The organism is Pseudomonas sp. WP18, assembly GCF_036689585.1.
In the GTDB taxonomy this organism is placed as follows: domain Bacteria; phylum Pseudomonadota; class Gammaproteobacteria; order Pseudomonadales; family Pseudomonadaceae; genus Aquipseudomonas; species Aquipseudomonas chlororaphis_E.
The window spans coordinates 185,696-210,319 of the sequence record NZ_CP144758.1 but is presented as its reverse complement, the minus strand read 5'-3'; the positions used below and the strand labels follow the sequence as shown (position 1 = coordinate 210,319).

The following is a 24,624-nucleotide window of genomic DNA, read 5'->3' as shown; positions in this document are numbered from 1 at the left end:
TCTTGTCGTGGATCACAGCGAAACGTGGCGCTGCATCGGATGATGGCAACCGGAATGACCGTATGTCGGAAAGTTCGAAACAGGAAACGAATCGTGCACCGAATTAACAGGTCGCCGCTTAAATATCAATGTGACATTACCGAAGCGATTGTTTAGGATGGCCGGCATAAGGTCAATAGTTTGGCATAAACAAAAAGCTCGAAAAAACCAGCCAAAATATTGACATAGTAGAGCGTCAAAACAACCCCTATTTGCGAAACAAGAACGTCCAGACCGCTGCTGCCTTACAGGCTGTCGGGTCCATGGAAGTCTACTGAGCGTGGCACCCGGAGAAGTCTTCAATGAGCAGTGTTATTGCCGTTGTCAAAAGCATTGTTGGTCAGGTTTTCGTCGTATCCCCCGAGGGCATTCGGCGTGTACTCATTGAAGGTGATCGCCTGTACACGGGCGACCAGTTGGACACCGGCCCTGCGGGCGCCGTCACGTTGGAATTGGCCGACGGCCGCACGCTCGACCTGGGCCGCGACACCCAGTGGAGCGCCAATGCACCCGACTCTTCCACCGATCTCGCCGCCGCCACTGCCCAGGCCGCGCCGTCGGTAGAAGAACTGCAGCAGGCCATCGCCGCCGGTGCCGACCCGACGACAGCCCTGGAAGCCACCGCTGCCGGCGCCACCGCCGCGGGGACGGGCGGTGCCGCCGGTGGCGGTCACACCTTCGTGGCGCTGGACGCCACCGCTGGCAGCGTCGACCCTACCGTCGGTTTTCCAACGGAAGGCCTGAGCACGGCCGCCGCCACCACCACCGACCTCACTGGCCTGGATACCAACGCCAATGCCAATACCACCGCCAACGCGGTGGTCAACGCGACGATGACCCTGAGCGCCACGCCGACCCTGACAGAGGCTGGTGGTGTGTTGGTCTACACCGCAACCGTGACCCAGGCGCCACAGACCGCCCTGACCGTGACACTGTCCAACGGCTCCGTGATCGTGATTCCAGCGGGCCAGACAACCGGCACCGTCAACGTTCCGCTGGCGCCGAACGACACGGTCTACAACGACCCCACCCAAATCAGCGTGACCGTTACTGGCACCACGGGCGGTACCGGCATCGCCGTGACCCTGCCTACCACGCCAGCCGTGACCCAGATCACCGACACCATCGACACCACCAACGTCACCCTGACCGCAGGCAACACGGTGACTGAAGGCGGCCAGATCACCTACACCGCCACACTGACCAACCCGGCTCAAACTCCAGTGACCGTGACCCTGAGCAATGGCTCGGTCATCACCATCGCGGCAGGTCAGACCGCCGGCACCGTCACCGTCGACACCCCGGCTAACGACGTCTACAACAACGGCAGCACCGTCAGCACCACTATTACCGGTGCCACCGGTGGCAACTTCGAAAACCTGGTGCCAAGCACCACGCCAGCAGTCACTACGATTACCGATTCGGCTGATACCACTCGCCTGACCCTGTCCGCCAGCAACACCATCACCGAAGGCGGCCAGATCACCTACACCGCGACCCTGACCAACCCGGCTCAAACTCCAGTGACCGTGACCTTGAGCAATGGCTCGGTCATCACCATCGCTGCGGGCCAGACCGCCGGCACCGTCACCGTCGATACCCCGGCCAACGACGTCTACAACAATGGCAGCACCGTCAGCACCACCATTACCGGGGCTACTGGCGGCAACTTTGAAAACCTGGTGCCAAGCACCACGCCAGCAGTCACTACGATTACCGATTCGGCTGATACCACTGGCCTGACCCTGTCCGCCAGCAACACCATCACCGAAGGCGGTCAGATCACCTACACCGCCACCCTGACCAACCCGGCACAGACCCCAGTGACCGTGACCTTGAGCAATGGCTCGGTCATCACCATCGCGGCAGGTCAGACTGCGGGCACCGTCACCGTTGATACCCCGGCCAATGACGTCTACAACAATGGCAGCACCGTCAGCACCACCATTGCCGGGGCCACTGGCGGCAACTTCGAGAACCTGGTTCCGAGCACCACGCCAGCAGTCACTACGATTACCGATTCGGCTGATACCACTGGCCTGACCCTGTCCGCCAGCAACACCATCACCGAAGGCGGCCAGATCACCTACACCGCGACCTTGACCAATGCCGCTCAAACCCCGGTGACCGTGACCTTGAGCAATGGCTCGGTCATCACCATCGCGGCAGGTCAGACTGCGGGCACCGTCACCGTTGATACCCCGGCCAATGACGTCTACAACAATGGCAGCACCGTCAGCACCACCATTACCGGTGCCACCGGCGGCAACTTTGAGAACCTGGTTCCGAGCACCACGCCAGCGGTCACTACGATTACCGATTCGGCTGATACCACTGGCCTGACCCTGTCCGCCAGCAACACCATCACCGAAGGCGGCCAGATCACCTACACCGCCACCTTGACCAACGCCGCTCAAACCCCGGTGACCGTGACCTTGAGCAATGGCTCGGTCATCACCATCGCTGCGGGCCAGACCGCCGGCACCGTCACCGTCGATACCCCGGCCAACGACGTCTACAACAATGGCAGCACCGTCAGCACCACCATTACCGGGGCTACTGGCGGCAACTTTGAAAACCTGGTGCCAAGCACCACGCCAGCAGTCACTACGATTACCGATTCGGCTGATACCACTGGCCTGACCCTGTCCGCCAGCAACACCATCACCGAAGGCGGCCAGATCACCTACACCGCCACCTTGACCAACCCGGCACAGACCCCAGTGACCGTGACCCTGAGCAATGGCTCGGTCATCACCATCGCGGCAGGTCAGACCGCCGGCACCGTCACCGTCGATACCCCGGCTAACGACGTCTACAACAATGGCAGCACCGTCAGCACCACTATTACCGGTGCCACCGGTGGCAACTTCGAGAACCTGGTGCCAAGCACCACGCCAGCGGTCACGACGATTACCGATTCGGCCGATACCACCGGCCTGACCCTGTCCGCCAACAACACCATCACCGAAGGCGGCCAGATCACCTACACCGCCACCCTGACCAATGCCGCTCAAACGCCGGTGACCGTGACCCTGAGCAATGGCTCGGTCATCACCATCGCTGCGGGCCAGACCGCCGGCACCGTCACCGTCGACACCCCGGCTAACGACGTCTACAACAATGGCAGCACCGTCAGCACCACCATTACCGGTGCCACCGGCGGCAACTTTGAGAACCTGGTTCCGAGCACCACGCCAGCGGTCACGACGATTACCGATTCGACGGACACTACCGATCTGAGTCTGTCGGCATCCACCGAAGTGGCAGAGGGCGGTCAGATCCTCTACACCGCGACACTGACCAACCCTGCCGGTACCCCAGTCACCGTGACGCTGAGCAACGGCGCCGTGATCAACATCGCGGCCGGTGCAACCACTGGTTCCGTGGCTGTGGACGCGCCAAAAGACGACGTCTACAAGGACGCCGGCAAGGTCGAAGTCAGCATCGATAAAGCCGTTGGCGGTAACTTCGAAAACCTGGTTCCGAACACTGCCCCAGCAGTGACTGATGTCACCGACACCATCGACACCAGCACTGTCTCGCTCACGGCGACGTCGACGGTGGCCGAAGGCGGCACCGTCGTTTACACCGCTTCGGTTAATGCCCCGGTGACTGATGCTCCGCTGGTTGTAACACTGAGCAACGGCCAGACCATCACTATCCCCGTGGGCGCAAGCTCCGCGTCGGTAAACTTCGTTGCGCCAAACGATGCCCTCGCCGGCGGCGACAACTTGAGCGTCAAAATTGACGACGCTCAGGGCGGCAACTACGAAAATCTGGTTGCAGATAAAACCCCAGCTGAAACCTCGGTGACTGACGTACAGGACACCACCGGTCTTAGCCTGAGCGCTACCGGCACCGTCGCCGAAGGTGGCTCGATCGTTTACACCGCGACCCTGACTAATGCAGCCGGCACCCCAGTGACCGTCACGTTGAGCAACGGCGCCGTGATCAACATCGCGGCCGGTGCAACCACCGGCACTGTGACCGTCGACGCACCGAAGGACGACGTCTACAAGGACGCCGGCAAAGTTGAAGTCAGCATCGATAAAGCCGTTGGCGGTAACTTCGAAAACTTGGTGCCGAGCACCACGCCAGCGGTGACTGATGTCACCGACACCATCGACACCAGCACTGTTTCGCTCACGGCGACTTCGACCGTCGCTGAAGGCGGTACCGTGGTCTACACCGCATCGGTCAACGCCCCAGTGACTGACGCTCCGTTGGTCGTCACTTTGTCGAATGGCCAGACCATCACCATCCCAGTGGGCGCAAGCTCTGCTTCGGTGAACTTCGTTGCACCGAATGATGCACTCACTGGCGGCGATAACCTGAGCGTCAAGATCGATGACGCCCAGGGCGGCAACTACGAAAATCTGGTTGCAGATAAAACTCCAGCTGAAACTACGGTTACAGACACCCAAGACACTACCGGCCTGACGCTTTCCGCAACTGACACAGTGGCTGAAGGTGGCTCGATCGTTTACACCGCGACCCTGACCAATGCGGCCGGTACGCCAGTGACCGTCACACTGAGCAACGGCGCCGTGATCAACATCGCGGCAGGTGCAACCACCGGCACTGTGACCGTCGACGCGCTGAAAGACGACGTCTACAAAGACGCCGGCAAGGTCGAAGTCAGCATCGACAAAGCCACGGGGGGCAACTTCGAGAACCTCGTTCCGAGCACTACTCCAGCGGTCACTGACGTTACCGATACTATCGATACGTCGACCGTCAGCCTGACGGCCACCTCGACCGTGGCTGAAGGCGGAACCGTGGTTTATACCGCCTCGGTCAACGCCCCGGTCACTGACGCTCCGTTGGTCGTCACGCTGAGCAACGGTCAAACCATCACCATTCCGGTCGGCGCAAGCTCCGCTTCGGTGAACTTCGTTGCACCGAACGACGCCCTCGCCGGCGGCGATAACTTGAGCGTCAAGATCGATGACGCCCAGGGCGGCAACTACGAAAAACTCGCCATCGATGGCAAAACCGCTGACACCACCGTTACCGATACCCAGGACACCACCGGCCTGACGCTTTCCGCAACCGACACTGTGGCTGAGGGCGGCTCAATCGTTTACACCGCTACTCTGACCAATGCAGCCGGCACCCCAGTGACCGTCACGTTGAGCAATGGCGCCGTGATCAACATCGCCGCTGGTGCGACCACCGGTACCGTCACTGTCGACGCGCCAAAAGACGACGTCTACAAAGACGCCGGCAAGGTCGAAGTCAGCATCGATAAAGCCACTGGCGGCAACTTCGAAAACCTAGTTCCGAGCACTGCCCCAGCAGTGACTGATGTTACCGACACCATCGACACCAGCACCGTTTCGCTTACTGCGACTTCGACCGTGGCCGAAGGTGGCACCGTGGTTTATACCGCCTCGGTTAATGCCCCGGTGACTGACGCTCCGTTGGTCATCACTTTGTCGAATGGCCAAACCATCACCATCCCAGTGGGCGCAAGCTCTGCTTCGGTGAACTTCGTTGCACCAAACGACGCCCTCACTGGCGGCGACAACTTGAGCGTCAAGATCGATGACGCCCAGGGCGGTAACTACGAAAAACTCGCCATCGACGGTAAAACTGCTGACACCACCGTTACCGACACGCAGGACACTACAGGCCTGACCTTGAGTGCGACTGATTCGGTTGCTGAAGGCGGTTCGATTGTTTACACCGCAACCCTGACCAACGCCGCCGGCACCCCTGTGACCGTGACGCTGAGCAATGGCGCGGTGATCAACATCGCGGCTGGTGCAACCACCGGCACTGTGACCGTCGACGCACCGAAAGATGACGTCTACAAAGACGCCGGCAAAGTTGAAGTCAGCATTGATAAAGCGGTTGGTGGTAACTTCGAGAACCTCGTTCCGAGCACTACTCCAGCGGTCACTGACGTTACCGATACCATCGACACCAGCACCGTTTCACTCACGGCGACTTCGACCGTCGCTGAAGGCGGTACCGTGGTCTACACCGCTTCGGTAAACGCCCCGGTCACTGAAGCGCCGCTGGTTGTAACACTGAGCAACGGCCAGACCATCACTATCCCCGTGGGCGCAAGCTCCGCGTCGGTGAACTTCGTTGCACCAAACGACGCACTCGCTGGCGGCGACAACTTGAGCGTCAAGATTGACGACGCCCAGGGCGGCAACTACGAAAATCTGGTTGCAGATAAAACTCCAGCTGAAACTACGGTTACAGACACCCAAGACACTACCGGTCTGACGCTTTCCGCAACTGACACAGTGGCCGAGGGCGGTTCGATCGTTTACACCGCTACTCTGACCAATGCAGCCGGCACACCAGTGACCGTCACGCTGAGCAACGGCGCAGTCATCAACATCGCCGCTGGTGCAACCACCGGTACCGTCACTGTCGACGCGCCAAAAGACGACGTCTACAAAGACGCCGGCAAGGTCGAAGTCAGCATCGACAAAGCCACGGGTGGCAACTTCGAAAACTTGGTGCCTAGCACCACGCCAGCGGTGACTGACGTTACCGATACCATCGACACCAGCACCGTTTCGCTTACTGCGACTTCGACTGTGGCCGAAGGTGGCACCGTCGTTTACACCGCTTCGGTCAACGCGCCAGTCACTGACGCGCCATTGGTCGTCACCTTGTCGAATGGCCAGACCATCACCATTCCCGTGGGCGCAAGCTCTGCGTCGGTGAACTTCGTTGCGCCGAACGATGCACTCGCAGGTGGCGATAACCTGAGCGTCAAGATCGATGACGCACAGGGCGGTAACTACGAAAAACTCGCCATCGATGGCAAAACCGCTGACACCACCGTTACCGACACCCAGGACACTACAGGCCTGACCTTGAGTGCGACTGATTCGGTTGCTGAAGGTGGCTCAATCGTCTACACCGCGACCCTGACCAACGCCGCCGGCACGCCAGTGACTGTGACGCTGAGCAATGGCGCGGTGATCAACATCGCGGCTGGTGCAACCACTGGCACCGTCACTGTCGACGCGCCGAAAGACGACGTCTACAAAGACGCCGGCAAGGTCGAAGTCAGCATCGACAAAGCCACGGGTGGCAACTTCGAGAACCTCGTTCCGAGCACTACTCCAGCGGTCACTGACGTTACCGATACTATCGATACGTCGACCGTCAGCCTGACGGCCACCTCGACCGTGGCTGAAGGCGGAACCGTTGTTTATACCGCCTCGGTCAACGCCCCGGTCACTGATGCTCCGCTGGTTGTAACACTGAGCAACGGCCAGACCATCACTATCCCCGTGGGCGCAAGCTCCGCGTCGGTAAACTTCGTTGCGCCAAACGATGCACTCTCTGGCGGCGATAACCTGAGCGTCAAAATTGACGATGCCCAGGGCGGCAACTACGAAAAGCTCGCCATCGACGGTAAAACTGCTGACACCACGGTTACCGATACACAGGACACTACAGGGCTGACGCTTTCCGCAACTGACAATGTGGCCGAGGGCGGTTCGATCGTTTACACCGCGACCCTGACTAATGCTGCAGGCTCGCCAGTCACTGTGACGCTGAGCAATGGCGCGGTGATCAACATCGCGGCTGGTGCGACCACCGGCACCGTCACCGTCGATGCACCGAAGGATGACGTCTATAAGGACGCCGGCAAGGTTGAAGTCAGCATCGACAAGGCCACAGGCGGTAACTTCGAGAACCTGGTTCCGAGCACTACCCCTGCTGTGACTGACGTTACCGACACCATCGATACATCGACCGTCAGCCTGTCGGCCACCTCGACCGTGGCTGAAGGTGGCACCGTGGTTTATACCGCCTCGGTTAATGCCCCCGTGACTGACACTCCGTTGGTTGTCACGCTGAGCAATGGCCAAATCATCACCATCCCGGTTGGCGCAAGCTCCGCTTCGGTGAACTTCGTTGCGCCAAACGACGCCCTCGCCGGCGGCGATAATCTGAGCGTCAAGATTGATGACGCCCAAGGCGGTAACTACGAAAAACTCGCCATCGATGGCAAAACCGCTGACACCACCGTTACCGATACCCAAGACACTACAGGCCTGACCTTGAGTGCGACTGATTCGGTTGCTGAAGGTGGCTCGATCGTTTACACCGCAACCCTGACCAACGCCGCCGGCACCCCAGTGACCGTCACGTTGAGCAACGGCGCCGTGATCAACATCGCCGCTGGTGCGACCACCGGTACCGTAACTGTCGACGCGCCGAAGGATGACGTCTACAAAGATGCTGGCAAGGTCGAAGTCAGCATCGACAAGGCCTCAGGCGGTAACTTCGAAAACCTGGTTCCGAGCACCACTCCGGCTGTCACTGACGTTACCGATACCATCGACACCAGCACCGTTTCACTTACTGCGACTTCGACGGTGGCCGAAGGTGGCACTGTCGTTTACACCGCTTCAGTTAATGCCCCAGTGACTGACGCTCCGTTGGTCGTCACTTTGTCGAATGGCCAGACCATCACCATCCCGGTCGGCGCAAGTTCTGCTTCGGTGAACTTCGTTGCACCAAACGACGCCCTCGCCGGCGGCGACAACTTGAGCGTCAAGATCGACGATGCCCAGGGCGGCAACTACGAAAAACTTGCCATCGATGGCAAAACCGCTGACACCACCGTTACGGATACCCAAGACACTACCGGTCTGACGCTTTCCGCAACCGACACTGTCGCTGAAGGCGGCTCGATCGTTTACACCGCAACCCTGACCAACGCCGCCGGCACGCCAGTGACTGTGACACTGAGCAATGGCGCGGTGATCAACATCGCGGCTGGTGCAACCACTGGCACCGTCACCGTTGATGCGCCTAAAGACGACGTCTACAAAGACGCGGGCAAAGTTGAAGTCAGCATCGATAAAGCCACAGGCGGCAACTTCGAGAATTTGGTGCCGAGCACCACTCCAGCGGTAACAGATGTCACTGACACCATCGACACCAGTACCGTTTCGCTCACCGCGACTTCGACGGTGGCCGAAGGTGGCACTGTCGTTTACACCGCTTCGGTTAATGCCCCAGTGACTGACGCTCCGTTGGTCGTCACTTTGTCGAATGGCCAGACCATCACCATCCCGGTCGGCGCAAGTTCTGCTTCGGTGAACTTCGTTGCACCAAACGACGCCCTCGCCGGCGGCGACAACTTGAGCGTCAAGATCGACGATGCCCAGGGCGGCAACTACGAAAAACTTGCCATCGATGGCAAAACCGCTGACACCACCGTTACGGATACCCAAGACACTACCGGTCTGACGCTTTCCGCAACCGACACTGTCGCTGAAGGCGGCTCGATCGTTTACACCGCAACCCTGACCAACGCCGCCGGCACGCCAGTGACTGTGACACTGAGCAATGGCGCGGTGATCAACATCGCGGCTGGTGCAACCACTGGCACCGTCACCGTTGATGCGCCTAAAGACGACGTCTACAAAGACGCGGGCAAAGTTGAAGTCAGCATCGATAAAGCCACAGGCGGCAACTTCGAGAATTTGGTGCCGAGCACCACTCCAGCGGTAACAGATGTCACTGACACCATCGACACCAGTACCGTTTCGCTCACCGCGACTTCGACGGTGGCCGAAGGTGGCACTGTCGTTTACACCGCTTCGGTTAATGCCCCAGTGACTGACGCTCCGTTGGTCGTCACTTTGTCGAATGGCCAGACCATCACCATCCCGGTCGGCGCAAGTTCTGCTTCGGTGAACTTCGTTGCACCAAACGACGCCCTCGCCGGCGGCGACAACTTGAGCGTCAAGATCGACGATGCCCAGGGCGGCAACTACGAAAAACTTGCCATCGATGGCAAAACCGCTGACACCACCGTTACGGATACCCAAGACACTACCGGTCTGACGCTTTCCGCAACCGACACTGTCGCTGAAGGCGGCTCGATCGTTTACACCGCAACCCTGACCAACGCCGCCGGCACGCCAGTGACTGTGACACTGAGCAATGGCGCGGTGATCAACATCGCGGCTGGTGCAACCACTGGCACCGTCACCGTTGATGCGCCTAAAGACGACGTCTACAAAGACGCGGGCAAAGTTGAAGTCAGCATCGATAAAGCCACAGGCGGCAACTTCGAGAATTTGGTGCCGAGCACCACTCCAGCGGTAACAGATGTCACTGACACCATCGACACCAGTACCGTTTCGCTCACCGCGACTTCGACGGTGGCCGAAGGTGGCACTGTCGTTTACACCGCTTCGGTTAATGCCCCAGTGACTGACGCTCCGTTGGTCGTCACTTTGTCGAATGGCCAGACCATCACCATCCCGGTCGGCGCAAGTTCTGCTTCGGTGAACTTCGTTGCACCAAACGACGCCCTCGCCGGCGGCGACAACTTGAGCGTCAAGATCGACGATGCCAAGGGCGGCAACTACGAAAATCTGGTTGCAGATAAAACTCCAGCCGAAACTACGGTTACAGACACCCAAGACACTACCGGTCTGACGCTTTCCGCAACCGACACTGTTGCTGAAGGCGGTTCGATTGTTTACACCGCGACCCTGACCAATGCGGCTGGCACACCAGTGACCGTCACGCTGAGCAACGGCGCCGTGATTAACATCGCGGCCGGTGCGACCACTGGCACTGTCACTGTCGATGCGCCTAAAGACGACGTCTACAAAGACGCTGGCAAAGTTGAAGTCAGCATCGACAAGGCCACGGGCGGTAACTTCGAAAACCTGGTTCCGAGCACCGCTCAGGCAGTGACTGATGTTACCGACACCATCGACACCAGCACCGTTTCGCTCACGGCGACGTCGACTGTGGCCGAAGGTGGCACTGTCGTTTACACCGCTTCGGTCAACGCTCCAGTCACTGACGCGCCATTGGTCGTCACCTTGTCGAATGGCCAAACCATCACCATTCCGGTCGGCGCAAGCTCTGCTTCGGTGAACTTCGTTGCACCGAACGATGCCCTCGCTGGCGGCGATAACCTGAGCGTCAAGATTGATGACGCTCAGGGCGGCAACTACGAAAAACTCGCCATCGATGGCAAAACCGCTGACACCACGGTTACCGATACTCAAGACACCACCGGCCTGACGCTTTCTGCAACCGACACTGTGGCTGAGGGCCGCTCGATCGTTTACACCGCAACTCTGACCAACGCCGCCGGCACCCCAGTGACTGTGACGCTGAGCAATGGCGCGGTGATCAACATCGCGGCTGGTGCAACCACTGGCACCGTCACTGTCGACGCGCCTAAAGACGACGTCTACAAGGATGCCGGCAAGGTTGAAGTTAGCATCGATAAAGCCACTGGCGGTAACTTCGAAAACCTGGTGCCGAGCACTACTCCGGCTGTCACGGATGTCACCGACACCATCGATACGTCGACCGTCAGCCTGACCGCCACGTCGACCGTGGCTGAAGGTGGCATCGTGGTTTATACCGCCTCGGTTAATGCCCCGGTGACTGATGCTCCGCTGGTTGTAACACTGAGCAACGGCCAGACCATCACTATCCCCGTGGGCGCAAGCTCCGCGTCGGTAAACTTCGTTGCGCCAAACGATGCCCTCGCCGGCGGCGACAACTTGAGCGTCAAAATTGACGACGCTCAGGGCGGCAACTACGAAAATCTGGTTGCAGATAAAACCCCAGCTGAAACCTCGGTGACTGACGTACAGGACACCACCGGTCTTAGCCTGAGCGCTACCGGCACCGTCGCCGAAGGTGGCTCGATCGTTTACACCGCGACCCTGACTAATGCAGCCGGCACCCCAGTGACCGTCACGTTGAGCAATGGCGCGGTGATCAACATCGCGGCCGGTGCGACCACCGGCACTGTGACCGTCGACGCACCGAAGGACGACGTCTACAAAGACGCCGGCAAAGTTGAAGTCAGCATCGACAAGGCCACGGGTGGCAACTTCGAGCACCTGGTGCCAAGTACCACTCCAGCCGTGACCAATGTCACCGACACCATCGACACGTCGACCGTCAGCCTGTCCGCCACTTCGACCGTCGCCGAAGGCGGCACCGTGGTCTACACCGCCTCGGTCAACGCCCCGGTCACCAACGCGCCGTTGGTCGTCACGCTGAGCAACGGCCAGACCATCACCATTCCCGTGGGCGCAAGCTCCGCGTCGGTGAACTTCGTTGCGCCAAACGACGCCCTCGCCGGCGGCAACCACCTGAGCGTCAAGATCGATGACGCACAGGGCGGCAACTACGAAAAACTCGCCATCGACGGCAAAACCGCTGACACCACCGTTACCGACACCCAGGACACCACCGGTCTTAGCCTGAGCGCCACTGACACCGTGGCCGAAGGTGGCTCGATCGTTTACACCGCAACCCTGACCAACGCCGCTGGCACGCCAGTGACTGTGACACTGAGCAATGGTGCGGTCATCAACATCGCCGCCGGTGCAACCACCGGCACTGTGACCGTCGACGCGCCGAAGGATGACGTCTATAAAGATGCTGGCAAAGTTGAAGTCAGCATCGATAAGGCGGTTGGCGGTAACTTCGAGAACCTCGTTCCGAGCACTACTCCAGCCGTGACCAATGTCACCGACACCATCGACACATCGACCGTCAGCCTGTCCGCCACTTCGACCGTCGCCGAAGGCGGCACCGTGGTCTACACCGCCTCGGTCAACGCCCCGGTCACCAACGCGCCGCTGGTCGTCACGCTGAGCAACGGCCAGACCATCACCATTCCCGTGGGCGCAAGCTCCGCGTCGGTGAACTTCGTTGCGCCAAACGACGCCCTCGCCGGCGGCAACCACCTGAGCGTCAAGATCGATGACGCACAGGGCGGCAACTACGAAAAACTCGCCATCGACGGCAAAACCGCTGACACCACCGTTACCGATACCCAGGACACCACCGGCCTGAGCCTGAGCGCTACCGGTACCGTGGCCGAGGGTGGTCAGATCACCTACACCGCGACCCTGACCAACGCAGCCGGTACACCTGTCGACGTTACCCTGAGCAATGGCGCCGTCATTCACATCGACGCCGGCAAAACCACCGGCACCGTCACTGTCGACGCGCCTAAAGACGACGTCTACAAAGACGCCGGCAAGGTCGAAGTCAGTATCGATAAAGCAACAGGCGGTAACTTCGAGCACCTGGTGCCAAGTACCACTCCAGCTGTGACCAATGTCACCGACACCATCGACACCAGTACTGTCAGCATCAGCGGCAGCACGTCGGTCACCGAAGGCCAGACCGCTACGTACACCGTCAGCCTGACGAACCCGGCGCAAACCGAGGTGACGCTCAAGATCGTCTACAGCGGCACCGCCGCCGACGGCTCGGACTTCACCGGCGTCTACACCGTGAAGATCCCGGCCAACGGCACCAGCGCCACCTTCAACGTGGCCACGCTGGACGACAAGATCACCGAAGGCACGGAAAACTTCGTGGTCAAGATCGACTCGGCCACCGGCGGCAACTTCGAGAACCTGGCAATCAGCGGCACCAATGGCAGCGTCAGCACCTCGATCATCGACAACGATGCGCCACCGGTACTCGACCTGGATGCCAACAACTCCAGCGGCAAGACCGGCGCTGACTATCAGGTGACCTTCACCGAAGGCACCCCTGGCCAGGGCGTGTCGATTGGCGACACTGACCTGAAAATCACCGACCCGGACAGCACCATGCTGACCGGCGCCACCATCGTGCTGACCAACCGTCAGCCCGGCGATGCGCTGAACCTGGGCAACAGCGTCAATGGCATCAGCATCAACGCCAACAGCACCAACGGTACGGTCACGCTGACCCTGTCCGGCAACGCGACGCTCGCCGACTACATGCAGCAGATCAAGAACATCAGCTTCACCAACAGCAGCGATGACCCAAGCACCGTCCCGCGCATCATCACCGTGACCGTGACCGACGGCACCAGTTACTCCAACACCGCCACCACCACCGTGAACGTGGTCGGGGTCAACGATGCACCGGTGGCCGCCGGCGGTGCGGTGACCGGTACCGAGGACACTTCGCTGGTCCTCGGCTGGTCGACCTTCGGCGTCAGCGACCTGGACAGCCCGGCAGCAAGCCTGGGTGTGAAAATCACCGGCCTGCCCAGCGACGGCAAGTTGCAGTACCTTGATGGCGCAACCTGGAAGGACGTGGCCAACAACCAGACCTTCACCAAGGCTGACATCGATGCCGGCAAGCTGCGCTTCACGCCGGACGCCAACGAATCCGGTGCCAACGGCAACCCGGCCGGCGTGGGCGATCAAAAGGCCGATTACGCACAGATCAGCTTCCAGCCCACCGACGGCCAGGCGCTGGGCACTACCGGCACCGTGAAGATCGACATCACACCCGTTGCCGACGCCCCGACCCTCAACGTGGCCGGCAACAGCGTGACCTCCACCGGCCTGATCAAGGAAGTCTGGACCGGCCTGTCTGGCCTGGGCACCGATGGCAGCGGCGCGCCGTCCGGCACCCTCAAGTCGGTGATCGATGCTGCCGGTACGCCGAACAGCAGCAGCACCGTGACCAACGTGCAGTCCGACAGCAACGTGAACCCTGGCACGGCGTCGAAAACTTCCGGTCTGATTTACCTCGAAGCCGGCAAGACCTACACCTTCAGCGGCACCGGCGACGACAGCCTGTTGGTGACCGTCGGCGGCAAGGACGTGGCGGCGATTACCTGGGGCGCGGGCGGCAAGCTGAACGGCTCGTTCACGCCGACCACCAGCGGCTACTACACCCTGGACATCTACCACCACAACCAGACCGGTCCGGGCAGCTATGACGTGAACCTGTCGGTCAACGGCGGCACGGCGGTCGACCTGAGCAGTGCTGGCGTACCGCTGTACACCGGCGTGGCTGACCTGGCGAATGCCGGCGTGACGGTCTCCGACCTGCACGGCAGCAATGGCGAGGGTTACTACGACGGCTACAAGCTCAACGAAGGCGCCGAAGGCTCCAGCGTGCACCTGTCGAAGATCACCACCGCCCTGACCGACACCGACGGCTCCGAAAGCCTGAGCGTGAAAGTCGGCGGTATCCCTGAAGGCAGCGTGCTGACCGATGGCGCGGGCCACACCGCGACCGTGGGCAGCAGCGGCGAAGCCTCGATCACCGGCTGGAACCTGGGCAGCCTGACCTTGACGCCACCGGCGTACTACAACGGCAAGTTCAACGTGACCGTGACGTCGACGGCCACCGAGGCCCTGGGAGGCTCGGCAGTCACCACGGCCCAGATCCCTGTCACCGTGTACCCGGCCGTCTACAACGCCACCACCGCGACCTCCGCCAGTGACAACGTCGTCGGTACCGACGCCAACGACATCATTGTCGCCGACATCGGCGGCCTGACCGTGGTACCGGGCGTCAACTACAACATCGCCTTCATGGTCGACAGCTCCGGCAGCATGAGTTCCTCGTCCATCACCGCGGCCAAGGATTCGCTGACGTCGGTGTTCAACACCCTCAAGCAAAGCCTGGGCAGCAACTCCGGCACGGTGAACATCTTCCTGGCCGACTTCGACGCCCAGGTGAACAAGACCGTTTCGGTGAACCTCAACGACCCGAATGCCCTGACACTGCTCAAGGGCGTGCTGAACTCCATGGTTTCCGGCGGCGGCACCAACTACGAGGACGTGTTCAAGACCACGGCCAACTGGTTCAAGAGCACCGAGGCCATGGCCAACACCGGCGCGAAGAACCTGACGTACTTCATCACCGACGGCCAGCCGACGTTCTACCAGGCCGGCGAGCAGACGAACCCGACCCTGTATGGCGATGTGAAGCTGGACAGCCTCATCACCACCAACAACTACAAGCTTGGGCAAACCTTCAGCGCCGATCTGGACAGCAAGCACCGCGTGCAGGTCGATAGCAGCGGCAACGTCACGCTGCAGACCTGGCAGAAGTCGTGGGGCGGCTACTGGAGCAGCGAGGAACTGGGCACCCTGCACGCCCAAGGGGACGGCACCTATGAACTGTCCTACCTCAGCGGCACCGGCAACAGCACCGACTCGGCCACCAGCAGCAACTCCCTGAGTGCCTTTGCGCTGCTCAGCTCGGTGTCCGGCGTGGAAGCCATCGGCCTGAACCAGGGCGTGACCCTGGCCGACCTCAAGCCCTACGACTCGGACCAGACGCCGCAGACCAACATCGACCCGAAAAACCTGGCCAACTCGATCATCGGCCACACCGAAGCGACCCTGCCGGGGGCCGACACCGTCAATGGCGGCGATGGCCACGACATCCTGTTCGGCGACCTGGTGAGCTTCAACGGCATTGCCGGCGAGGGTTACCAGGCCATCCAGGCGTTCGTTGCCCAGCAGAACGGCGTGGACGTGAGCAAAGTCACCACCAGCAACGTGCACCAGTACATCACCGAACACTACACCGCGTTCGATGTGTCGGGTGCCCACGATGGCAATGACACCCTGCTCGGCGGCGCCGGCAACGACATCATCTTTGGCCAGGGCGGCAACGACCTGCTCGACGGTGGCAAGGGCAACGACATCCTGCTCGGTGGCACCGGCAACGACACGCTGATTGGCGGCCAGGGCAATGACACCCTGATCGGTGGCTTGGGCGGCGATACCTTTGTCTGGAAGTCCGGTGACACCGGCACTGACGTGATCAAGGACTTCAAGGCCGCTGAAGGTGACCGGATCGACCTGCGGGATCTATTGCAGGGCGAAAGCGGCAGCACCATCGACCACTTCCTGAAAATCAGCACGGTCGATGGCGTGTCGTCGCTGCAAGTGAGCAGCTCCGGCCAGTTCAACACCGGCAACGCCGCGGCGACGCCGGACGTAACGATCAAGCTGGAAGGCAACAACTGGTCGAGCGTCAACCTGAACTCGTTGATCGCCGGCAGCGACCCGACCATCAAGATCGATCACAACAACAGCTGAACCTGACACAAACCGGTGGCGAGGGAGCAAGCTCCCTCGCCACAATAAGTGTTCATACTCCCGCAGAGTTGGCCTATGCTGCCCAGCATGACGCCGCTTCATACATGAGGGATGCCCGATGTTTTATGTGCAACGCGATGCACAAGGCTTGCTGGTGCGCGTAGAAGCCATCGCCTATGCCGAAGCCACCGAAACCCTGCCGGCCGACAACCACGAGATCCAGGACTGGTTTGCCAACCAGGCGGTGGAAAACAGTCTCAAGCAGCTCAAGCAGAGCGACCTGGAGATGATCCGGGTACTCGACGACTTGATCCAGGTGCTGACCAGCAAAGGCGTCATCCGCGTCACCGACCTGCCACCGGCGGCCCAGGCCAAACTGATGGACCGCAACCAGGCACGGGTCGCATTGGGAGGGTTGAGCCGGTTGATCGATGATGATGAGAAGGGGTTGATCTAGCCCTGACTCTCAGGCTGACGCCATTCCAGGCAGTACACAGCCTCTGTGGCGAGGGAGCTTGCTCCCGCTGGCCTGCGAAGCAGGCCCCGGCATTTCTCCAGGCAGACCGCACTGTCCGATCTTGCGACTGCTGCGCAGCCGAGCGGGAGCAAGCTCCCTCGCCACGGTCTTTGGGGTGTGTCTGATCCGACGAAGGCGGTTTTCAATCCACCACAGACCTGTCAGCTCGGCGCTTGCGCTTCCAGCCGATCCATCGCCCGCTCCACCAACAAATGCACCCCATCGGCCATTCGGCTGATCGCCAGGATCACGCTGCGGCGTGAGCCGTCGACGTCATCGGCCAGGTCGGCGGCAATGGCGCTGATGGACAGCAAGTCTTCGGAGGCGTTGGCCAGGAGGGTTTCGGTGTCGATGTCTGGGGAGACCATGAAGAGCTGGGCGGTTGAGGGTTTTCCCGAGGCTTCATCAGTAGGTTTGGGGTTGAGGTAGTAGTCGAGGGCGCGCTCGGCGGCTTCGTCGAGTTTTTTGGAGGCGTTGCCAGGACTTCCTGGCGGATTCGGAGTTACTTTGAACATTAGAGATTTCCTAAACAGTTAAGTGGAAACCGTCACCGTTCGCTTGCACGCGAATGAGGGTGGCGGCCGTACGCAGGTGTGCAAGACCGGGCCTGTTTAGGACACCCAGCAGATCCAAGGATCTCCTGCGTGCAGCCGCCATAAAGCCAGTGAGCAGAAAAAAGCCCCTGAGCGATGTAGCGTCGCATCCTAAACAGTTTGTTCGGACTTGCACGTCCGTGTCACCGTTTTTTCAGTGACAAACCCAGACTAGCCACGAGTCCGGTACCGGACAAGTTCACCAAATTCGCTACAACTTGAAGGAAATCTCCTAGGACTTGCTGGCTTTATGCATCTTCAAGAGCTGGATTGCCTGGGCCGCCGCCTTCGCGGGCAAGCCCGCTCCCACAATGGATCGGCTTACACCCGAGAGAGACAAGTCGGCCGTAAAACCGCCTCGCTTTGGCTTTGGCTTTGGCTTTGGCTTTGGCTTTGGCTTTTGATCTTGAGGCCCCGTTAACCACGCTGGCCGAACGCAGGCATTGCGCAGTGGGCAACCCGGCATGGATGCCGGGTTAGCCGCGCTGGGCCATGGATGGCCCTTCGCGGCGGGCCCACGGAGCAATGCCGGAGTGAGGGAACACCTCGCCCAAGCGAGGTGCCGAGTGGTGGGGCAAGCCTTTTTTGCTTACTTTTTTTGGCGCCTGAAAAAAAGTGAGCCGCCGTAAGGGCGGAACCATAAGCCGCCGTTACCGCAGCAACGGATATGCACTCAATTCAATTCCCCCAACGCCCAGGCTCCCCAACCAACCGCCCCTGCACCCCAAACAACCCCATCTCCCGAATCACCGCCAACTCCCCCTCGGTCTCCACCCGCTCGGCAATCAACGGCAAGTCGATACTGTGGGCAGCACGCTGGATCGCCTCGATGAACAGGCGCTTGTCACTCTCCTGGTCGATGGCGCGAATGTAGCCGCCATCGATTTTCAGATAAGCCAACCCCAACCGCGACAGGTTACCGATCATGCTGAACCGCCCACCAAAGCGCTGCAGGCTCAACGAGAACCCCAGCTCGCGCAGTTGCCGGGTCAGTTGCTCCAGCACCGCTTGCTCAGGCAACTGTTCCTCGCCGATCTCCAGGGTCAGGCGCGGCCCGAAGTTGGAGTGGGCCCGCAGGATCTCGAAGACCTTGTTCAACGCCTGTGGGTCGCCCAGGGTGGCGGAAGAGAGGTTCAGCGCCAGGGATTGATCGTGCCCGGCCATTTGCCTGAGCACCTGTTCGAGCATCAGGCGGTCCAGCCGCGCCGTCCAGCCGAAACGCTCCAGCCAGGGCAGGAAACGCCCGGCGGGGATGGTCTGGCCTTGCTCGTCGAGCAGCCGCGACAAGACCTTGTAATGCAGCACCATGGCGGTGTCCTGGGCTGCTACCACCGGTTGGAAGTACAACTCGAAACGCTGCTGGTTCAGGGCCTGGTCGAGCATCGTATGCCAGGCATGGTGATCGTCGGCCACACGCTTGACCGCACTGTGGTCAAGGCAGGCCCAGCTCGGTTCGCCTTGGCTTTCGGCCTGGGCCAGGGCCTGGTCGCCGAGCTGGAGCACTGCTTGCGGTGAGTCGCCATGGACGAAGGGCGCCAGGCCGATGGAAGCCACCGACGCCACGTCGGTCGCGCCGGTGGCATGCAGGCTGGCCAGCGCGTTTTCAAGGTTCTGTGCCAGTTGCAGCGCTTCCTCACGCACCAGGCCCGGCGCCAACACAGCAAATTCGCCACCCCGAATACGCGTCACCAGGTTCTGGGTTTCCGGGTAGCGCGCGCTTTCACGCAGCAACTGCTCGCCCACCGCCTTAAGCAATTGGTCCGTGCGCTGGCCGCCCAAGCGCTGGTTCAAACCGGCCAGGTCCTTGACCCGCAACAGCAACAGGTAACCGGAGCTGGCCTGCTCCGGGTTGCTCACCCGGGCGTTGAGCTGCATTTCGAAATAGCGCCGGTTAGCCAGCCCCGTGAGGTTGTCCTGATAAGACTCCACGCGCAGTTTCTCGCTGCGCTCGGCCTGCTCCTGGAACAGCGCCTTGAGCTTCTCGACCATCTGGTTCATCGCCTGGACCACGCGACGCAGCTCAGGGGTGCGCGGCAGCTCCGGCAAGCTGAGGAACTCGCGCCGGGCGATGGCGTGGGACTGGTGCACCATGTAATCCAGCGGTTTGAGCTGACGCCGCAGCAGCAAGGCCCCCAGCACCGCGCTGACAGCGCCGCACAACAGCAACCAACCCAGGCTGCCCAACGCGCTCTGCCACAGCTTGGCGAGGGCGAACATCGGGTGGCTGACCACTTCGACCCGCGCCGCCTGCTCCCAGCCGCGATTGACGATCGCATCGCCACCGGCCGGCTCCAGGCCGATGAGTTTGACGAACCACTGCGGCACGCTGCCGGCGTCCGGCGTGCCGGTGCGCTCGACCAGGGTCTTGTCGGTGGCCACATCGACTACCCGGATGCTGGCGTAGTAGCCACTGTCGAAGATCGAGCTGACCATCAACTCCACCATCGCCGGATCGTCGATGTTCGGTGTCAGCGACAGCGCCAACGCCGTGGCCGCGTCCTGGGCATGGGAGCGCAACTGGTTGACGTACTGGGTCCGCGAGCTCTCGAGGCTGACCATGAAGCTGCCGCTGAAGGCAACCACCAGGAACAGACAGATAGCGATCAACAGCTGTTTGAACAAGGACATCTGAGCGCGCGCTCCTAGTTAGTCGTCTCGACCGGAAAACCTTCGGCCTGCATTTTTTTCAACACATCCTGCCACCGTGACAGGCGCTTGGTATCACCCACTTTCTTGTTGCCCTTGGCGCCCGGCAGCCACAACCCTTCGGCATTGAAAGAGTAGACCGGCAACAGGTCGGTTCGCTGGCTGGCCGGCAGGATGCCGTCGACCAGGCTGTCGAGCACCAACGGCATCGCCTCGGGCGTGGCGTAGTAGGTCAGCACCATGTGCGCACGGTTCTGCCGCAACGCCTTGACGTAGGTGATGCGCAACTTGTCACTGGAGACCCCGAGATGGCGCAGGCTGAAGTACTTGGCGATGGCATAGTCCTCGCAATCGCCGGCTCCTTTCCACAGGGCCTGGATCGGGGTTTCCCAGTAGTCCACCTCGTGCCACAGGTCGATGTCTTCCACGTAGCGCACCTGTTTGTTGAAGAACAGGTTCACCACCTTGAGTTGTTCCAGCTCGGGAATCTGTTTCTGGGTCGCCAGCAATTGCTGCCAGGCATCGATTCGCTGCTGCCCCTGCCCCAGGGGCCCGTAGAGCGCCTGGGCCCGTCGGCTGATCTGCGCGAAGTCCCAGTCGGCCTGCAGGCCGCCCAGCATGAGGCCGGCCAGCAACACTGCCGAACACAACCAACGCAAGGGCCTGGGAACAGGGAAAGGTGCAGCCAAGGGAAATACGTCCGAAAAGGGCCGTTGGAAATCGTTGGATGGTGAAGCCTGGCCCGGCAAAAGACAATGGCAGGATGCAATCACTCCAAGCAGACTAAACTGTAGTTCAGGATCCGACACCACAAGTCTTTGACGGCCCGTAAAGCTGTTACTAATGTTCGCCTGGATCCATTTTCTACTACTCGTCAGGATGCGTTGTCGTGACCCAGAAGCCCAGACCGCTCAGCACCATCCAGGTCAACGGACCCATTCCCGCTGACCGGGCACGTTCGATCATCGAAGAATCCCTGCGCGAAGCCATTCTCGACGGGCGCCTGCCCAGTGGCACGGCCCTGCGCCAACAGGAATTGGCCGATCTGTTCGGCGTGAGCCGCATGCCGGTGCGCGAGGCGCTGCGCCAGCTCGAAGCGCAATCACTGCTCAACGTGGTCCAGCACAAGGGCGCGGTGGTGGCGCCACTGATCACCAACAACGCGGTCGAGACCTACGCCCTGCGCTCGGTCCTGGAGTCCTTCGCCTTGCGCCTGTCCATTCCGTTGCTGGACGACGACGACCTGGCGCACGCCGCCCAGTATATCGAGCAGTTGGAAGCGCAAACCGACCATGCCCAGATCGGCAAGCTCAACCGGCTGTTTCACATGTCGCTTTACCACAAGGCGCCCAACGCCAAGCTGCTGGACCTGATCGAACGCGAACTCAACGAAGAAGAGCGCTTCCTGCGTTTTCATCTATCGTCCATGGGCCTGGGCAAGCTGACCCAGGACGACCATCGCGCCCTGCTGGAAGCCGCGACGACCAGAGACATCGATAAGGCCGTTGCCCTGCTGGAACACCACCTGGAAAAAGCCTCGGTCACCATACGCCGATACCTGGAACAAACGTCGAAACGCTGACCTCGCGCCGGCGTCCGGGCCGGCGTATCAATTTCTTACATATCCTGCCTACCCAGCGAATTACCTGCCCGGCGCGGCGCGGCCGTGGCCGCGACGCCCCGCCCCATAAGCCCAATGGCACTGCCATCGATTTGGGCCCACTCTTGCGCTTGTCGATTGAAAAAACAGACCTGTCGCAGTCAGTGCCTGGCTGAAACCAGGCGAATCGAAGCCCACACGCAAGGAGCGTCGTCCAACCGGCGGGATGATCGGATGTCCGACCGACGTCTCTCCCCTAAACATAAGACTTCTTAACTTCCCGATCCCTGAAGTGCTCCGAGTGAGGCATTCACTCGACTGATTCGATTCTGATCCTTATCCATCGGAAGGAGCTTCTTCGCCTCAATAAAACTTACTCCAGAAGTTTTAATAACTTCCTTCGCGCCCAATAAATACCCAACTTTAAATAATTAAAAAATAACTTGCCGCCCGCTTGATACGTGTATTAGTTTTTTATTCGCCGGATTGTTACCGGCTGTTTAAAGAGCGCAACAACGCCTGAATACAGGCACCGCAGACTCGAAACACGCACATTAAGCGAATGCTTGAGCCACTTGGGTAATTCATGGATTCCGGTTCAGGCACCCGCTCGCCTATATAAAAACTCGAGCCACCTGCCGGACAAATATCATTGATGAGGACGTTCCAATGCAGCCAACCAAAGAACAACTATCTCTGAAAAAACACGAACTTGGCCAACACCCGGTTTTTTCCGAAATAACATCAATTGATCTGCTGCGCCGGTTTATGGAAAGCCACGTATTTGCCGTGTGGGACTTCATGTCCCTGACCAAGCGCCTGCAACGGGAACTGACCTGCGTGCATCTGCCCTGGCTGCCGCCGGCCGACCCACATTCGGCTCGCCTGATCAACGAAATCGTCTTGGGCGAAGAGTCGGATGATCGGCCTGGAGCGGGCTATTGCAGCCATTTCGAACTGTACCTGGACGCCATGCGCGAAGTGGGCGCGGACACCCGGGCGATCGAGCGATTCATCACCCTGCAACAGGAAGGCGTCAGCCCCGAAACCGCGCTGGAAAGCGTCGAAGTGGAACCGGCGGCGGCACGGTTCGTTCGCCAGACCCTGCACACCGCCCTGCATGCGCCGGCCCACAGTGTGGCCGCCGCATTCGTGCATGGCCGCGAGAGCGTCATCCCGCAGATGTTCCAACGCATGCTGGACGCCTGGGGCATTGGCCTGGACCAGGCACCCACCTTTCGCTACTACCTGCAACGCCACATCGAGGTCGACTCCGAAGACCACGGCCCGGCCGCGGAGAAGCTGCTGGCGCGGCTGATCGACGGCGATCCGCAGCGCGAAACCGAAGTGCTGGCCGCCGCACTCGCCGCCGTGCACAGCCGCGCGGCCCTGTGGGACGGCCTGCGCGAAAGCATGAGCCAACCGGCCGCGCAGGTGACCCTATGAACGCCCTCGCCTACCAATCGTTCGCCGACGCCTGGGAAAGCCGCGCCACGATCCGCACGCGGCCACGCCGGCGGGTCGAGGACGACGACAAGCTGATCTTCCCCATGAGCCGCCAACCGCTGGTGCACAGCCAGACCTTTCTCAGCCACTGTGCGCCCCTGCGCGATTTCGTGCTGGTGCAGAGCCTGTACAAGTTCATCAACGACGTGGTGATTTTCGAGACCGAGCTTGTGGACCACACCGCCCGGCGCATCGCCAAGAATCGCTTCGGCATCGAGTTCCCGTTCCCGTGCCGCTACGACGCGATGACCGTGGTGGTGGACGAGGATTATCACGCGCTGGTGGCGATGGACTTCATGCAACAGACCATCGACATGACCGGCATCGCGCCGATCCCGTTGCCGGGGCAGATCGAGCTGAGCCGGGCGATACCGGCGACCCTGGCCCGGGCGCCGGAACATTTGCTCAGCGCCGTGGAGCTGATCTGCATCGCCATTGCCGAAAACACGGTGACCAACGAAGTCGCGGCCTTCGCCCGGGACGATTCGGTGAAGGCTTCGATCAAGGGGCTGATGGCCGACCACTTGCTCGATGAGGGCCGGCACTCGGGGTTCTGGACACGGCTGGTGCAGATGTACTGGCGCACCGCGCCCGAGGAAGACCGCGAAGCGATCGCGCATTTGATGCCCGGCTTCATTGCCGAGTACCTGGCGAGCGACCTGCAGCAGGCGTTCGATTTCGAGCTGATCGCCCACCTGCCCGTCGACGAGTCGGTACGCCAGGCACTGCGTGAGGACGCCAGTGCACTGGCCTACCCCATCAATCGCTTCCATCCACTGGTGGGCAACATCACGCGGTTCTTTCGCGGCAGCTCGATGCTCGCGTCCCCCTGCGTGCGCGATGCCCTCGCCGATTACCTGACCCCATGAGGAGCTTTCC

The 24,624-nt window shown here is 60.8% G+C and carries 8 protein-coding genes; 5 read left to right on the top strand and 3 right to left on the bottom strand.

Going from position 1 to position 24,624, the window contains the following annotated elements:
* Window positions 1-341 precede the first annotated feature (341 nt).
* A complete protein-coding gene (locus tag V5F23_RS00880) occupies window positions 342-16,883 on the top strand; it encodes an immunoglobulin-like domain-containing protein (protein WP_338497294.1) in 16,542 nt (5,513 codons plus the stop codon).
* 118 nt (window positions 16,884-17,001) lie between these two features.
* Window positions 17,002-17,340: a hypothetical protein gene (locus tag V5F23_RS00875; RefSeq protein ID WP_042730632.1), complete on the top strand. Its 339-nt coding sequence runs from the start codon at window positions 17,002-17,004 to the stop codon at window positions 17,338-17,340.
* 221 nt (window positions 17,341-17,561) lie between these two features.
* Here the strand turns inward: V5F23_RS00875 and V5F23_RS00870 are convergent, their stop codons facing one another.
* The 3 genes from V5F23_RS00870 to lapG form a co-directional block, all read right to left on the bottom strand.
* Window positions 17,562-17,915, bottom strand: coding sequence for a DUF6124 family protein (locus V5F23_RS00870; protein ID WP_123579738.1), 354 nt, complete (start codon window positions 17,913-17,915; stop codon window positions 17,562-17,564).
* 756 nt (window positions 17,916-18,671) lie between these two features.
* Window positions 18,672-20,621, bottom strand: coding sequence for a cyclic di-GMP receptor LapD (gene lapD / locus V5F23_RS00865; protein ID WP_338497289.1), 1,950 nt, complete (start codon window positions 20,619-20,621; stop codon window positions 18,672-18,674).
* Window positions 20,622-20,635: 14 nt separating this feature from the next.
* Window positions 20,636-21,328: a cysteine protease LapG gene (gene lapG / locus V5F23_RS00860; RefSeq protein ID WP_042730634.1), complete on the bottom strand. Its 693-nt coding sequence runs from the start codon at window positions 21,326-21,328 to the stop codon at window positions 20,636-20,638.
* A 200-nt stretch (window positions 21,329-21,528) separates the two neighbouring features.
* Here lapG and V5F23_RS00855 point away from each other — a divergent pair, with 200 nt between their 5' ends.
* The 3 genes from V5F23_RS00855 to V5F23_RS00845 all read left to right on the top strand — a co-directional run bounded on the left by V5F23_RS00855 (window position 21,529) and on the right by V5F23_RS00845 (window position 24,614).
* The gene (locus tag V5F23_RS00855) at window positions 21,529-22,221 is read left to right on the top strand and encodes a GntR family transcriptional regulator (protein ID WP_042730635.1); all 693 of its coding nucleotides are present in this window, start codon (window positions 21,529-21,531) and stop codon (window positions 22,219-22,221) included.
* A 687-nt stretch (window positions 22,222-22,908) separates the two neighbouring features.
* The gene (locus V5F23_RS00850) at window positions 22,909-23,685 is read left to right on the top strand and encodes a DUF3050 domain-containing protein (RefSeq protein WP_042730636.1); all 777 of its coding nucleotides are present in this window, start codon (window positions 22,909-22,911) and stop codon (window positions 23,683-23,685) included.
* A complete protein-coding gene (locus V5F23_RS00845; RefSeq protein ID WP_042730637.1) occupies window positions 23,682-24,614 on the top strand; it encodes a diiron oxygenase in 933 nt (310 codons plus the stop codon). Before V5F23_RS00850 ends, V5F23_RS00845 begins: the two co-directional genes overlap by 4 nt.
* Window positions 24,615-24,624: the final 10 nt, after the last annotated feature.

Bases quoted from the DNA above. Each gene is read 5' to 3' on its own strand.
- V5F23_RS00845 (WP_042730637.1), top strand. From the start codon at position 23,682: ATGAACGCCCTCGCCTACCAATCGTTCGCCGACGCCTGGGAAAGCCGC.
- V5F23_RS00850 (WP_042730636.1), top strand. From the start codon at position 22,909: ATGCAGCCAACCAAAGAACAACTATCTCTGAAAAAACACGAACTTGGC.
- lapD (WP_338497289.1), bottom strand. From the start codon at position 20,621: ATGTCCTTGTTCAAACAGCTGTTGATCGCTATCTGTCTGTTCCTGGTG.
- V5F23_RS00870 (WP_123579738.1), bottom strand. From the start codon at position 17,915: ATGTTCAAAGTAACTCCGAATCCGCCAGGAAGTCCTGGCAACGCCTCC.
- V5F23_RS00875 (WP_042730632.1), top strand. From the start codon at position 17,002: ATGTTTTATGTGCAACGCGATGCACAAGGCTTGCTGGTGCGCGTAGAA.
- V5F23_RS00880 (WP_338497294.1), top strand. From the start codon at position 342: ATGAGCAGTGTTATTGCCGTTGTCAAAAGCATTGTTGGTCAGGTTTTC.